This is a genomic window from Glaciimonas sp. OK215 (genome assembly GCF_057787885.1).
Genome location: NZ_CM173544.1, coordinates 5561742 through 5577949, shown reverse-complemented (window position 1 = coordinate 5577949; position 16208 = coordinate 5561742). Strand labels below are relative to the sequence as shown.

Annotated in this window: 8 protein-coding genes; 7 read left to right on the top strand and 1 reads right to left on the bottom strand. The window is 52.9% G+C overall.

The window, feature by feature from the left end; translation table 11 throughout:
- Nucleotides 1-62: 62 nt before the first annotated feature.
- A complete protein-coding gene (gene rpoB / locus AC3CHX_RS25750) occupies nucleotides 63-4169 on the top strand; it encodes a DNA-directed RNA polymerase subunit beta (protein ID WP_488630796.1) in 4107 nt (1368 codons plus the stop codon).
- Nucleotides 4170-4366: 197 nt separating this feature from the next.
- Nucleotides 4367-8608: a DNA-directed RNA polymerase subunit beta' gene (rpoC, locus tag AC3CHX_RS25745; protein ID WP_488630795.1), complete on the top strand. Its 4242-nt coding sequence runs from the start codon at nucleotides 4367-4369 to the stop codon at nucleotides 8606-8608.
- A 149-nt stretch (nucleotides 8609-8757) separates the two neighbouring features.
- On the opposite strand, the gene AC3CHX_RS25740 is transcribed toward rpoC, so the two are convergent.
- The gene (locus AC3CHX_RS25740) at nucleotides 8758-10665 is read right to left on the bottom strand and encodes a phosphoethanolamine transferase (protein ID WP_488630794.1); all 1908 of its coding nucleotides are present in this window, start codon (nucleotides 10663-10665) and stop codon (nucleotides 8758-8760) included.
- Nucleotides 10666-11164: 499 nt separating this feature from the next.
- Here AC3CHX_RS25740 and rpsL point away from each other — a divergent pair, with 499 nt between their 5' ends.
- The 5 genes from rpsL (at nucleotide 11165) to rpsJ (ending at nucleotide 16088) form a co-directional block, all read left to right on the top strand.
- On the top strand, nucleotides 11165-11548 hold the full coding sequence (rpsL, locus tag AC3CHX_RS25735; protein WP_108441497.1) for a 30S ribosomal protein S12: 384 nt from the start codon (nucleotides 11165-11167) through the stop codon (nucleotides 11546-11548).
- Nucleotides 11549-11685: 137 nt separating this feature from the next.
- On the top strand, nucleotides 11686-12156 hold the full coding sequence (rpsG, locus tag AC3CHX_RS25730) for a 30S ribosomal protein S7 (RefSeq protein WP_488630793.1): 471 nt from the start codon (nucleotides 11686-11688) through the stop codon (nucleotides 12154-12156).
- Between the two features lie 126 nt (nucleotides 12157-12282).
- A complete protein-coding gene (fusA, locus tag AC3CHX_RS25725; protein ID WP_488630792.1) occupies nucleotides 12283-14388 on the top strand; it encodes an elongation factor G in 2106 nt (701 codons plus the stop codon).
- A 93-nt stretch (nucleotides 14389-14481) separates the two neighbouring features.
- A complete protein-coding gene (tuf, locus tag AC3CHX_RS25720) occupies nucleotides 14482-15678 on the top strand; it encodes an elongation factor Tu (protein ID WP_488630791.1) in 1197 nt (398 codons plus the stop codon).
- A 92-nt stretch (nucleotides 15679-15770) separates the two neighbouring features.
- On the top strand, nucleotides 15771-16088 hold the full coding sequence (gene rpsJ, locus AC3CHX_RS25715; RefSeq protein ID WP_108441493.1) for a 30S ribosomal protein S10: 318 nt from the start codon (nucleotides 15771-15773) through the stop codon (nucleotides 16086-16088).
- The last annotated feature ends 120 nt before the right edge of the window (nucleotides 16089-16208 follow it).

The window sequence follows — 16208 nt, the reverse complement described above, 5'->3', positions numbered from 1 at the left end:
AGTGGCTGTATTACTTATCGAATCCTGAATTCTCTATCCTTCCTGTCACTCACGGAGTGTCCATGCACTACTCATTTACTGAGAAAAAGCGCATTCGCAAATCTTTCGCGAAACGTGCTAACGTTCATCAAGTTCCGTTCCTGCTGGCGACCCAGCTCGAGTCGTATCTGGGCTTTTTGCAAGCGGACAAAGTACCGTCTCAACGCAAAAATGAGGGCTTGCAGTCTGCCTTCTCGTCCATCTTCCCTATCGTTTCGCACAATGGTTTTGCGCGTCTCGAATTTCTGTCCTATGTCCTCGGCGATCCACCGTTCGACGTCAAGGAATGTCAACAACGTGGATTGACGTTCGCGTCGCCTCTGCGTGCCAAGGTGCGTCTGGTTATTCTTGATAAAGAGTCGCCAACCAAGCCGGTCGTTAAAGAAATGAAAGAGCAAGAAGTCTACATGGGCGAACTGCCTTTGATGACCACTACCGGCTCGTTCGTGATCAACGGTACTGAGCGCGTTATCGTGTCGCAGTTGCACCGTTCGCCTGGCGTGTTCTTTGAACATGACCGCGGCAAGACGCATTCGTCCGGTAAATTGCTGTTCTCGGCACGTATCATTCCTTACCGTGGTTCATGGCTCGACTTTGAATTTGACCCGAAAGACATCCTGTTCTTCCGTGTCGACCGTCGTCGCAAGATGCCTGTCACGATTTTGCTGAAAGCGATCGGTATGTCGGTCGAGCAGATTCTGGCCAACTTCTTCGTATTCGACAATTTCGCCTTGCGCAACGAAGGCGCGGAGATGGAATTCGTCGCTGAGCGCCTGCGCGGTGAAGTCGCGCGTTTTGACATCTCCGACAAGTCGGGCAAGGTATTGGTCGCCAAAGACAAGCGGATCAATTCCAAGCACGTGCGTGACATCGAAGCGGCCGGCATCAAGCACATTTCGGTACCGGAAGACTACCTGTTGGGCCGCGTACTGGCGCGCAACATTGTCGATGAAGACACCGGCGAAGTGGTTGCCAACGCGAACGACGAGTTGACAGAAGAATTGCTGGCTAAATTGCGTGAGGCAGATGTTACTGATATTCAGACTCTGTACACCAATGATCTGGATCAAGGCGGTTACATTTCGCAAACGCTGCGCAGCGACGACACCAACGATCAGATGGCGGCCAAGGTTGCGATCTATCGCATGATGCGCCCAGGCGAACCGCCAACCGAAGATTCGGTTGAGGCTTTGTTCAACGGACTGTTCTACAACGAAGATCGCTACGATCTGTCGGCTGTCGGTCGTATGAAATTCAACCGTCGTATCGGTCGCGACGAGCTGACCGGCGCGATGACGTTGTCGAACGAAGACGTACTGGCTGTCATCAAGATTCTGGTTGAGTTGCGTAATGGTCGCGGCGAAGTCGATGACATCGATCACTTGGGTAATCGTCGTGTCCGTTGCGTCGGTGAACTGGCGGAAAATCAATTCCGAGCCGGTCTGGTGCGGGTCGAGCGCGCGGTCAAGGAACGTCTGGGCCAAGCTGAAGCCGATAACCTGATGCCGCATGACCTGATCAACTCCAAGCCGATTTCGGCCGCTATTCGTGAGTTCTTCGGTTCGTCGCAGTTGTCGCAGTTTATGGACCAAACCAATCCGTTGTCGGAAATCACCCACAAGCGCCGTATTTCGGCACTGGGACCTGGTGGTTTGACCCGTGAACGTGCTGGTTTTGAAGTGCGTGACGTGCATCCAACTCACTATGGCCGTGTGTGCCCGATTGAAACACCGGAAGGTCCAAACATCGGACTGATCAACTCGCTGGCGCTGTATGCGCGTCTGAACGAGTACGGTTTCCTGGAAACACCATACCGCAAGGTTGTCGATAGCAAGATCACTGAACAGGTCGATTTCCTGTCCGCGATTGAAGAAGGTCGTTACATCATCGCTCAGGCGAATGCGACCATCGACAAGTCGGGCAAGCTGTCGGATGAACTGGTTTCGGCGCGTGAAGCGGGTGAAACAATTCTGGTATCGCCAGAACGTGTCCAGTACATGGACGTGGCGACTGGCCAGGTGGTTTCGGTAGCGGCATCGTTGATTCCGTTCCTTGAACACGATGATGCGAACCGTGCATTGATGGGTGCCAACATGCAACGTCAGGCAGTTCCCTGCCTGCGTCCGGAGACGGCATTGGTTGGTACCGGTATCGAACGTACGGTCGCGATTGACTCCGGTACTACTGTGCAGGCATTGCGCGGCGGTATCGTTGACTACGTCGATGCCGGCCGTGTGGTGATTCGCGTCAACGATGAAGAAGCGTTGGCCGGCGAAGTCGGGGTGGATATTTACAACCTGATCAAGTACACCCGTTCGAACCAGAACACCAACATCAATCAACGGCCTATCGTGCAAGTGGGTGACCGTGTCGCGAAACTCGACGTGATCGCTGACGGCGCATCGACCGACCTGGGCGAATTGGCGCTGGGTCAAAACATGCTGGTGGCGTTTATGCCATGGAACGGCTACAACTTCGAAGATTCGATTCTGATCTCCGAAAAAGTCGTTGCGGATGACCGGTATACCTCGATTCATATCGAAGAGTTGTCGGTGGTTGCACGTGACACCAAGCTGGGTGCCGAAGAAATCACCCGCGATATCTCGAACCTCGCGGAAAATCAGCTGGCGCGTCTCGATGAAGCCGGTATCGTGTATATCGGTGCCGAAGTTGAAGCCGGCGATACGCTGGTCGGTAAGGTTACTCCCAAGGGCGAAACCCAACTGACACCAGAAGAAAAACTGCTGCGCGCGATTTTCGGTGAAAAAGCATCGGACGTTAAAGATACGTCGCTGCGCGTGCCATCGGGCATGGTCGGTACGGTGATCGATGTGCAAGTGTTTACGCGCGAAGGTATTGTGCGCGACAAACGTGCGCAACAAATTATCGATGACGAACTGAAGCGTTATCGTCTCGACCTGAACGATCAGTTGCGGATTGTTGAAGGCGATGCCTTTGAACGTCTGGAGCGGATGTTGATCGGCAAGGTTGTCAACGGCGGTCCGAAGAAGCTGGCCAAGGGTGCCAAGTTGACCAAGGAATACTTGGCCGACCTGGACAAATACCACTGGTTCGATATTCGTCCATCCGATGATCCGACCGCAATCGCTCTGGAAGCCATCAAGGAATCGATCGCCGAGAAGCGTCACCAGTTCGACCTGGCGTTTGAAGAAAAGCGCAAGAAGCTGACACAAGGCGATGAACTGCAGCCTGGCGTGCAAAAAATGGTCAAGGTTTACCTGGCCGTCAAGCGTCGTCTGCAACCTGGCGACAAGATGGCGGGTCGTCACGGTAACAAGGGTGTGGTTTCACGCATTCTGCCGATCGAAGACATGCCGCACATGGCTGACGGTACGCCGGCTGACATCGTATTGAACCCATTGGGCGTTCCATCGCGGATGAACATCGGTCAGGTTCTGGAAGTCCATTTGGGCTGGGCTGCCAAGGGTCTGGGTCTGCGTATCGGCGAAATGCTGAAGGCGCAAACCAAGATTGCCGAGTTGCGTCAGTTCCTGAACACGATTTATAACGAATCGGGCAAGACCGAGGATCTGGACAACCTGAGCGACGATGAAATCATGCGTTTGGCGACCAACCTGAAAAAAGGTGTGACATTTGCGACGCCGGTATTTGACGGTGCGCATGAGTCGGAAATCAACCGCATGCTGAATCTGGCTTACCCGGATCCGATTGCCAAGCAACTCGGCATGACGCCATCGAAGAACCAGGTCACGATGTATGACGGACGTACCGGCGAAGCGTTCGAGCGGAGTGTCACGGTTGGCTATATGCATTACCTGAAACTGCACCATCTGGTCGATGACAAGATGCATGCACGTTCCACCGGTCCGTACTCGCTGGTAACTCAGCAACCGTTGGGTGGTAAGGCGCAATTCGGTGGTCAGCGCTTCGGTGAGATGGAAGTCTGGGCATTGGAAGCGTACGGTGCATCGTATGTGCTGCAGGAAATGCTGACAGTCAAATCAGATGACGTGAATGGTCGTACCAAGGTTTATGAAAACCTGGTCAAAGGCGATCATGTTATCGAAGCCGGCATGCCGGAATCCTTCAACGTGCTGTTGAAAGAAATCCGTTCGCTGGGTATTGATATGGATCTGGACCGCGACTAACGCGGTTTCGATGTCGATCCATTGTGGGACAGCGTTTATGCGGCTCCGAAGGGTGCCGAATGACGCTGTCCCACAACTGATTCAGCTAGCAGTTAAAAGGTCGGTGAAAGTTGTTTCGCAATTGGTGAATGATTAGCGAAACATCTCACTGCACTAACAAAAGAATTTAGTTTTTTCACGCCAACCTGGAGTGATACATGAAAGCACTGCTCGATTTATTCAAGCAAGTTCAGCAAAATGAACAGTTCGACGCGATCAAGATTGGCCTCGCGTCGCCAGATAAAATCCGTTCGTGGTCTTATGGCGAAGTCAAGAAGCCGGAGACCATCAACTATCGTACCTTCAAGCCTGAGCGCGATGGCCTGTTTTGCGCCAAGATTTTTGGCCCTATCAAAGACTACGAATGCCTGTGCGGTAAGTACAAGCGTTTGAAGCATCGCGGTGTAATCTGCGAAAAGTGCGGCGTTGAAGTCACACTGGCCAAAGTGCGTCGTGAGCGCATGGGCCACATCGAGTTGGCATCGCCGACCGCGCATATCTGGTTCCTGAAATCGCTGCCGTCGCGTCTGGGTATGGTCCTCGACATGACTTTGCGGGATATCGAACGCGTTCTTTACTTCGAAGCCTACGTCATCACTGATCCAGGCATGACGCCGCTGAAGCGTTGCCAGATCATGTCGGAAGACGACTATGCTGCCAAGTACGAAGAATACGGCGATGACTTCACCGCATTCATGGGCGCTGAAGGTATCCGTGAACTGCTGCGCGCGATCGACATCGACCGCGAAGCGGAAACCTTGCGTCAAGACTTGAAAGACTCGAAGTCCGAAGCCAAGATCAAGAAATACTCCAAGCGCCTGAAAGTGCTGGAAGCGTTCCAGCGTTCAGGCATCAAGCCGGACTGGATGATCATGGAAGTGTTGCCAGTGCTGCCGCCGGAATTGCGTCCGCTGGTACCGCTGGATGGTGGCCGTTTCGCTACCTCCGATCTGAACGATCTGTATCGTCGCGTCATCAACCGTAACAACCGTCTGAAGCGCCTGATGGAATTGCGCGCGCCGGAAATCATCACCCGCAACGAAAAGCGGATGTTGCAGGAAGCGGTTGACTCGTTGCTGGACAACGGCCGTCGCGGCAAGGCAATGACTGGTGCCAACAAGCGTCCGCTGAAGTCGCTGGCTGAGATGATCAAGGGTAAGGGCGGTCGTTTCCGTCAAAACTTGCTGGGTAAGCGCGTCGACTACTCCGGTCGTTCGGTGATCGTGGTGGGTCCGCAACTGAAATTGCATCAATGCGGTTTGCCGAAATTGATGGCGCTGGAATTGTTCAAGCCATTCATTTTCAACAAGCTCGAAGTGATGGGTATCGCCAGCACCATCAAGGCTGCCAAGAAGGAAGTTGAAAATCAGACCTCCGTGGTGTGGGACATTCTGGAAGAAGTGATCCGTGAACATCCGGTCATGCTGAACCGTGCGCCGACATTGCATCGTTTGGGTATCCAGGCGTTTGAGCCGGTCCTGATCGAAGGTAAGGCGATTCAGTTGCACCCATTGGTCTGCGCCGCATTTAACGCCGACTTTGACGGTGACCAGATGGCGGTCCACGTTCCACTGTCGATCGAAGCGCAGATGGAAGCACGTACGCTGATGCTGGCCTCGAACAACATCCTGTTCCCATCGAACGGCGAACCATCGATCGTACCTTCGCAAGATATCGTGCTGGGTCTGTACTACGCCACGCGCGAACAGATCAACGGCAAGAACGAAGGCATGATGTTCCCGGATGTATCGGAAGCAATCCGTGCGTATGACAACAAGGAAGTCGAACTGACAACCCGTGTCACAGTGCGTATTACCGAGTATCCAAAGGATGCTGTCACCGGCGAATTCGTCAAGACCATCAAGCGTTACGAAACCACCGTCGGTCGTGCGATCCTGTCGGAAATTCTGCCTAAGGGCCTGCCGTTCACCGTACTCAATCGTGCGTTGAAGAAAAAGGAAATTTCGAAGCTGATCAACACTTCGTTCCGCAAGTGCGGTCTGCGTGCGACAGTTGTTTTCGCCGATCAATTGATGCAGTCCGGTTTCCGTTTGGCGACCCGCGCCGGTATCTCGATCTGCGTCGACGACATGCTGGTGCCGCCACAAAAGGTCACCATCATCGCCACTGCAGAACAAGAAGTGAAGCAGATCGAACAGCAATACTCGTCCGGTCTGGTGACTGCCGGCGAACGTTATAACAAAGTGGTTGATATCTGGGGCAAGGCCGGTGATGACGTCGGCAAGGCCATGATGGAACAGCTCAAGGTTGAAGACGTGGTACGCCGCGACGGCACTAAGGGCACACAGGAATCGTTCAACGCGATTTACATGATGGCCGACTCCGGTGCGCGCGGTTCCGCAGCACAGATTCGTCAGCTCGCCGGTATGCGCGGTCTGATGGCGAAACCGGATGGTTCGATTATCGAAACGCCGATTACCGCGAACTTCCGCGAAGGTCTGAACGTTTTGCAGTACTTTATTTCCACCCACGGTGCGCGTAAAGGTCTGGCAGATACCGCGTTGAAGACGGCCAACTCAGGTTACCTGACACGTCGTCTGGTTGACGTTACCCAGGATTTGGTCGTGATCGAAGATGATTGCGGCACATCGAACGGTGCTGTCATGAAGGCGATGGTTGAAGGCGGTGAAGTTATCGAAGCATTGCGTGACCGTATCCTGGGTCGTGTAGCGGCTAACGATATCGTCAATCCGGAAACCCAGGCCACGTTGTACGAAGCCGGCACCTTGCTGGACGAAGATGGCGTCGAAGAAATCGAACGCCTGGGCATTGACGAAGTAAAGGTCCGCACACCGCTGACTTGTGACACACGCTACGGCCTGTGCGCACAATGTTACGGTCGCGATCTGGGGCGTGGCTCCCTGGTTAACGCCGGTGAAGCAGTCGGCGTGATCGCTGCGCAGTCGATTGGTGAGCCGGGTACCCAGCTCACCATGCGTACCTTCCACATTGGTGGTGCGGCGTCGCGTGCAGCAGTGGCGTCGAGTGTTGAAGCCAAGTCGAACGGTGTGGTGCGCTTTACAGCAACCATGCGTTACGTCACCAACGGCAAGGGCGAGCTGATCGTTATTTCCCGTTCAGGTGAAGTACTGATTACCGATGACCACGGTCGTGAGCGTGAGCGCCATAAGGTGCCGTACGGTGCGACCATGATCGTCAACGATGGTCTGACGATCAAGGCTGGCGCAACATTGGCCACATGGGATCCGCTGACGCGTCCTATCATTACCGAGTACACCGGTACGGTGAAGTTCGAAAACGTTGAAGAAGGTTCGACCGTTGCCCGTCAGATCGATGAAGTGACCGGTCTGTCGACACTGGTGGTTATCGATGCCAAGCGTCGTGGCTCTGTGACCAAGATTGTCCGTCCGCAGGTCAAACTGTTGAACGAACAAGGTCAGGAAGTCAAGATCTCCGGCACTGAACACGCTGTGACGATTGGTTTCCAGGTTGGTGCGCTGATTACCGTGAAAGACGGTCAGCAAGTCCACGTTGGTGAAGTGCTGGCGCGTATCCCGACCGAATCGCAAAAAACCCGTGACATTACCGGTGGTCTGCCGCGTGTGGCCGAGTTGTTTGAAGCGCGTTCGCCGAAGGATGCCGGTATGTTGGCGGAGGTTACCGGTACCGTTGCCTTTGGTAAGGAAACCAAGGGTAAACAACGTCTGGAAATCACGGACATGGACGGCAACAAGCACGAGTTCCTGATTACCAAGGACAAGCAAGTGCTGGTACATGACGGCCAAGTGGTGAACAAGGGTGAAATGATTGTTGACGGCCCGGCCGATCCGCAAGACATTCTGCGCCTGTTGGGTATCGAGGCTTTGGCACGTTACATCGTTGACGAAGTGCAGGACGTATATCGCCTGCAAGGTGTGAAGATCAATGACAAGCACATTGAAGTGATCGTCCGTCAGATGTTGCGTCGGGTACAAATCGTTGATGCCGGCGATGCCAACTACATCACCGGTGAACAGGTTGAGCGTTCCGAGTTGCTGGACGAAAACGATCGCGTGGTCGCTGCGGGCAAGATCCCGGCAACATACGAAAACGTGTTGCTGGGTATTACCAAGGCATCGCTGTCGACCGACTCGTTCATCTCGGCAGCATCGTTCCAGGAAACCACGCGGGTCCTGACTGAAGCTGCGATCATGGGCAAACGTGATGGTCTGCGCGGTCTGAAGGAAAACGTCATTGTCGGCCGCCTGATTCCAGCTGGTACTGGTCTGGCATTCCACCGGGCACGTAAGGAAAAAGACACGTGGGAAGCGGAAGAACGTACTGCGTTGCTGCAATCCGAGCAACAGGCGCGTAACCTCCAGGCCGAAGCAGAAGTGCAATCGACTGAAACCCTGGGAACGACAGACGGCGAAGCTTAATTCGTCAGAGTTGTTCCAATAAAAAACGGCACTGGGAAATTCTCCGGTGCCGTTTTTGTTTGTGCGACGCCAACTAATCAAGCTTTGGCAACGCATGCATCAGCATTGCATGAGCACCTCAAGAATGGTGCCCATGTCATGTTGCGATTTCAATCTTTCAATTGGGCTAGCGGTTTGCCGTTATCTATCACCTCACGACAATCACCTTTAAAGGTCGAATTGTCGTAGTCGGTCCAGCCATGGCTGTCGACATAGCGCTTATGCGGACGCAGCTTGCGGCTTAGGAAGCTCCTCTCCAACCGTTCATCCGGATAGCGTATATCCGCCAGATCCAATAGTGAATGGAACACATTTTCGGTGTTGATGGGCGCGCGCTTATGGCGGATTAACTGTTCGACCTTTTCCGGGTAGGCGACCTTATACAAATCGGAGTACCACATCAAAGCGGGGATATGAAATTCGAATTGCGTATTGTGGCCATGGAAAGCAATTTTGCAGCTACCGTCATACAAGGTCTCGCCATGATCTGAAAAGTACATCATGGCGCTGAGTTGATTGGACGATTTGAGTGTCTTGATGACCTGTTCCAGGAACCAGTCGGTGTAGAGTACGGAATTGTCGTAGCTATTATTCAGCGCCGGCTTGTTCGCCAGATTGGTGTACGCAGGATCGGCAACGCCGAATAGCGACGGTTGCCATTTGTCGAATTCCTGCGGATATCGATGGCTGTAGTTCCAGTGATTGCCCAGGCTATGCAGCACAATCAGCTTCTTCGGGTTCGGATCATCCATGGCCGCTTTTAATGGCGCCAGCAGCGCCTGATCATAGCTTGAGGTGTCTGTAAAACCACCCAGATTCAGGAATTGCGTGACATCGGCCTCATTCGCAAACACCGAAATTGGGGTGTCGAATTTACCGAACGACATCTGGTTTGAAATCCAGTAGGTTTTGAAGCCTGCTTCCTTGTACGCTGTGATGAAGGATTTCTCTGAAAACCCGGCGCTGAGACTTTCCGTGATCGGCTTGCGCGAGAGCATTACCGGAACCGACAAACGGGTGGCTGCAACCCCCGTAAGCACGTCCGAAAAGCTGACCAGATTAGGTTCCTGCTTCAACAATGGATTCGTTTCGCGCTGATAGCCATTCAGGCTCCAGCGATCATAGCGGGCTGATTCCCCAATCACCATGACGACAATTTGCGGCGTATCGTGGTGGCTGGCCTGATGGGCGCCAAACGCGAAGCTGCGATTCTTGCGCTGCAAATCGTCCAGATATTTACGCTCTTTCCAGAAATCGTAACCACGTACCGCAAGGCCGAACGGCCAGGTGCGTCCAAACGGCTCAGCTTCGAATGGAATGTCGGCCCAGCTAGGAAGCTTGCCAAGTTTCATTGATGCAATGCTTGAGGTAATTGTCGATGCGGCAGCGGGATTGGGCAAGGGGAGGGCAGCAGTGCTTGCAGAAGAACTGACGACTGACGCCGCATTTGCCGCCGGGATGGCATGCTTGATGGGTTTAGTGGCCTCAGGCATGGAGATAACTGTCGAACTTGGCGCCGGCTTGATGCCAACTTCCTCGCCGTAGAGCCAGAGCCCGAACGCGCCTATCATCAGTAAGCAAATCAGCCAACGCGAACCGCCGCGCCAGTCGAGGTCGCGGGTGCGGGCCGCGGCAAACCAGCTGAGTGCCCACCACAGGATGATGCACACGAGGATAAGCGCCAGCAGCCAGATTTTATCGCCTAAAAATTCTATTGCTTCTGCCGGCGTAGTCTCGGCGATGATGCCAAGGTGATGGGTGGATATCCCTTGCCCGTAAAATTTGCGCAGATACAGCTCGGTCGGCAACGCGATAAATGCTGGCAGCAATAACCAATGAAATCGGGCTGGCCGTTTGAATAGCGACCAGACGGCGAGCCAGGCAATAAACTCCATGGCGATAATACGGCCTGGTCGGTCAACGCTTTGACCAAATAGCAAGGGCGCAAACGGTACCAGCGAGAGGATCAGATAGGAAAGCAGTACGAACAGATTGTTTCTGCGCAGCAAGTAAGACATTATCATCTAGCGAAATAGGAGTGGAGGCATTATCCCGTAACGGTACAGGCTTGGGCACCTGTGCGCGAGATAAAGTGTAGAAGGCCGCCAAGCGCGGATGTTATTTCGGGAACAGATTTAATGTCATGACACGCCGCAGCGATCAAGGCCAACGCAGCGCCACGTGACAGGCGCGCCAGCAGACATATGGATTGGAAACCCGCGCCAGCTCCGCTCTCGAAGGGCGGATTAGAGAAAGTGTTGCAAGTATTGGACACTCGTGCATATATTGTCGGTTAAGTTGACCCGAAGCAGTCATGAGGATATACTCGCGGGTTCTCGATTCTAAGTTTTACTGGTCTCGAACGTTCTTTAGTCTGCTTTCGCTTGCTGCGGTGCGTTTCCTCCTTTATTGCCAAATCGAACTGCGCGGGATTTTCGTGCAAGTATCTGTCCAATCCCGGACAACCGATTTCGGGATTGTTGTTATTAACGTCGTAATTTTGTTGGATAGAAAACGATGCCAACCATCAATCAATTGATTCGCCAGCCACGCGTCTCTGCTGTTGTTAAAAGCAAATCGCCGGCGCTGGAAAACAGCCCACAAAAACGCGGAGTATGTACCCGTGTTTACACGACAACTCCAAAGAAGCCAAACTCGGCTCTGCGTAAAGTTGCCAAGGTACGCTTGACCAACGGTTTCGAAGTTATTTCGTACATCGGCGGTGAAGGCCATAACCTGCAAGAGCATAGCGTCGTGCTGTTGCGCGGCGGTCGTGTAAAGGATTTGCCGGGTGTGCGTTACCACATGGTTCGCGGTGCATTGGATACCCAAGGCGTCAAGGATCGTAAGCAAGCCCGCTCGAAGTACGGTACCAAGCGCGCTAAAGCTGCAAAGAAATAATTTTTCGCCAGGCTCAGGCCAAACGAAACAGGTGTCGGTCCCCAATGGGCCGAGTAAGTGGGTAGCTATGATGGCTGTCCGCGAGGGTTGTAGGAGCAAGACTCCACACGCTCAACTGAAGATTGAAAGGAATCGAAATGCCACGTCGTCGTGAAGTTCCCAAGCGGGATATATTGCCGGATCCTAAATTCGGTAACGTTGATGTTGCGAAGTTCGTCAACGTCTTGATGCTGTCCGGTAAGAAATCGGTCGCTGAAAACATTATTTACGGTGCTTTTGAGCACATCCAGACTAAATCCGGCAAAGATCCGCTGGAAGTGTTTGCATTGGCCATCGGCAACTGCAAGCCACTGGTCGAAGTTAAATCGCGTCGCGTTGGTGGTGCAAACTACCAGGTGCCAGTTGAAGTCCGTCCTATCCGTCGTATGGCGTTGTCAATGCGCTGGTTGCGTGAAGCAGCTAACAAGCGCAGCGAAAAATCGATGCCACAACGCCTTGGCGGCGAGTTGATGGAAGCCGCAGAAGGTCGCGGCGGCGCAATGAAAAAGCGCGATGAAGTGCACCGTATGGCAGAAGCGAACAAGGCGTTCTCGCACTTCCGCTTCTAATAGACTGGTCAGTTGATTCCCTGTGTGGAACCAGCTGTCCGCATCTGAAATTTGTTCGAGCCGAGCGCATATTTTCATTGAAAAATAGCGCTCGGTTTCGTGCATTAAAAGACTTAGGAATAAATCATGGCTCGCAAGACCCCCATTGAGCGCTATCGCAATATCGGTATTTCCGCTCACATTGATGCCGGTAAGACCACCACCACCGAGCGCGTTCTGTTTTACACCGGTGTGAACCACAAGATTGGTGAAGTGCATGATGGCGCCGCCACCATGGACTGGATGGAGCAAGAGCAAGAGCGTGGTATCACGATTACTTCTGCCGCTACCACCTGTTTCTGGAAGGGTATGGCGGGTAACTTCGCGCCACATCACATCAACATCATTGATACCCCGGGACACGTTGACTTCACGATTGAAGTCGAGCGTTCGATGCGTGTACTGGATGGTGCTTGCATGGTTTACTGCGCAGTGGGTGGCGTACAGCCGCAATCTGAAACAGTATGGCGCCAAGCCAACAAGTACAAGGTTCCACGTTTGGCATTCGTCAACAAAATGGATCGTACCGGCGCGAACTTTTTCAAAGTTTACGACCAAATGCGCGCGCGCCTGAAGGCCAATCCTGTTCCTATGCAAGTGCCTATCGGTGCAGAGGAGCATTTCGAAGGCGTCATCGATCTGGTAAAAATGAAGGCGATCTACTGGGACGATTCAACCCAGGGTATGAAGTTTGATTACCGTGAGATCCCGGAAAATCTGGCAGCTGAAGCGGCAAAATGGCGCGAAAATATGGTCGAGGCCGCTGCTGAAGCATCAGAAGAGCTGATGAATAAATATTTGGATGAAGGCGATTTGACAGAGGCGGAAATCAAAGCTGCGATCCGTCAACGCACTATTGCAAGTGAAATCGTGCCGATGATGTGCGGTACAGCCTTTAAGAACAAGGGTGTGCAGGCAATGCTGGATGGCGTGATCGAGTACTTGCCATCGCCAGTGGACATTCCACCTGTTCCAGGTATGGATGAAGACGATGAGCCAGTGGTGCGCAAAGCCGAAGACACTGAAAAATTTTCGGCGTTGGCATTTAAGATCGCAACCGATCCGTTTGTTGGTCAATTGTGCTTTATTCGTTGCTATTCAGGCACGTTGAATTCAGGCGATACAGTTTACAACTCTGTTAAAGAGAAAAAAGAACGTATTGGCCGTATCGTGCAGATGCATGCGAATCAGCGCGAAGAAATCAAGGAAATGCTGGCTGGTGATATCGCTGCGGTAGTTGGTTTGAAAGATACAACTACTGGCGATACATTGTGCGACGATAAAGCTATTGTCGTGCTGGAACGCATGATATTCCCTGAGCCGGTGATTTCGCAGGCGGTTGAGCCTAAGACCAAGCAAGACCAGGAAAAAATGGGCCTGGCACTGAATCGTCTGGCTGCTGAAGATCCGTCTTTCCGCGTGCGTACTGACGAAGAATCAGGTCAAACAATTATCGCTGGTATGGGCGAATTGCATCTGGACATTATCGTCGATCGTATGCGTCGTGAATTTAACGTCGAAGCGACCGTTGGTAAACCACAAGTTGCTTATCGTGAAACGATTCGCAAAACTTGTGAAGAGATCGAAGGTAAGTTCGTTAAGCAATCGGGTGGTCGCGGTCAGTACGGTCATGTGGTTCTGAAGATCGAGCCGCAAGAGCCGGGCAAGGGCTTCGAATTCGTCGATGCGATCAAGGGTGGTACCGTGCCACGCGAATACATCCCTGCAGTAGAAAAAGGTGTTCGCGAAACACTGACTTCGGGCGTTTTGGCCGGTTATCCGGTGGTTGACGTCAAGGTCACGCTGTTCTTCGGTTCGTACCATGACGTTGACTCGAACGAAAATGCGTTCCGCATGGCTGCTTCGATGGCGTTCAAAGACGGCTGCCGCAAGGCCAGCCCAGTCATTCTGGAGCCAATGATGGCAGTTGAAGTAGAAACGCCAGAAGACTACGCCGGTACAGTAATGGGCGATTTGTCCTCACGTCGCGGTATGGTGCAAGGCATGGACGAAATTGCTGGCGGTGGCGGCAAGATCATCAAAGCTGAAGTGCCGTTGTCGGAAATGTTTGGTTACTCGACTTCGTTGCGTTCGGCCACTCAAGGTCGTGCAACTTACTCGATGGAATTCAAGCACTACTCGGAAGCGCCGAAGAACATTATCGATGCAATCGTGACGTCGAAGACCAAGTAATATGGCTTTGTGCCCAGCTCGCGAGAGCTGGGCATTCGCTTAAATAGTTTCAGTATATTGTTGAATAATCGCTCTTTTTGAAGGAAGAATAAAATGGCAAAAAGTAAATTTGAACGGACCAAGCCGCACGTGAATGTGGGCACGATTGGCCACGTTGACCATGGCAAAACCACGCTGACGGCAGCGATTGCGACAGTGCTGTCGAAGAAATTTGGCGGCGAAGCAAAAGGCTACGCGCAAATCGATGCTGCTCCGGAAGAAAAAGCCCGCGGTATTACGATTAACACAGCGCACGTAGAATACGAAACGGCGAACCGCCACTACGCGCACGTTGACTGCCCAGGCCATGCTGACTATGTTAAAAACATGATCACCGGCGCGGCGCAAATGGACGGTGCGATCCTGGTATGTTCGGCAGCTGACGGCCCAATGCCGCAAACGCGTGAACACATCCTGCTGGCACGTCAAGTTGGTGTTCCGTACATCATCGTGTTCCTGAACAAGGTTGACATGGTCGACGACGAAGAGTTGCTCGAGCTGGTTGAGATGGAAGTGCGTGAGTTACTGAGCAAGTACGAATTCCCAGGCGACGACCTGCCAATCATCAAGGGTTCGGCGAAGCTGGCTCTCGAAGGCGACACTGGTCCTCTGGGCGAGCAGGCCATCATGGCGCTGGCGGAAGCACTGGACAGCTACATTCCAACCCCGGAGCGCGCAGTTGACGGTGCGTTCCTGTTGCCGGTGGAAGACGTGTTCTCGATCTCGGGTCGCGGCACTGTGGTGACTGGTCGTATCGAGCGCGGTATTGTGAAAGTCGGCGAAGAACTGGAAATCATCGGTATCCGCGACACCCAGAAGACCACATGTACTGGCGTTGAAATGTTCCGTAAGCTGCTGGACCAAGGTCAAGCCGGCGATAACGTTGGTGTTCTGTTGCGCGGAACCAAGCGTGAAGACGTCGAGCGCGGTCAAGTTCTGGCGAAGCCAGGCACGATCAAGCCGCACAAGCATTTCACAGGCGAGATCTACGTTCTGTCGAAAGACGAAGGCGGTCGTCATACACCATTCTTCAACAACTATCGTCCCCAGTTCTACTTCCGTACTACGGACGTGACGGGTTCGATCGCATTGCCAGAAGGCAAGGAAATGGTCATGCCAGGCGATAACGTGTCGATCACTGTCATGCTGATCAACCCGATCGCGATGGAAGAAGGCTTGCGCTTCGCTATCCGTGAAGGTGGCCGTACTGTTGGTGCAGGCGTTGTTGCTAAAATCCTGCCTGACGCGTAATTAGAAGTGCCTGCCCGGTTCGCCGGGCAGGTTGTATTCAAAATATACCGTGGATGGCTATTCATTCAAGGGTCGTTCTTTAAAGGAAAATCATGTCTGCTCCAAATCAAAAAATCCGGATTCGTCTGAAAGCGTTTGACTATCGTCTGATCGATCAATCGGCACAAGAAATCGTCGATACAGCGAAGCGTACTGGTGCCGTTGTTAAGGGTCCGGTACCTTTGCCAACGCGTATTCAGCGCTTTGACGTTTTGCGTTCCCCGCACGTCAACAAGACTTCACGCGATCAATTCGAAATCCGTACGCATCAACGTTTGATGGATATCGTTGATCCAACAGACAAGACTGTTGATGCATTGATGAAGCTGGATCTGCCGGCTGGCGTTGATGTAGAAATCAAGCTGCAATAATTTGCAGGTAAGTGTTGTAAATATGGTGAAACCGGGTAGTCGCATTTACATACCACGACAAAGTTGGTCTTGCAAATAAAAACTTACCCGGTTATACTCACCGGCTTCGGTGCAATTGCG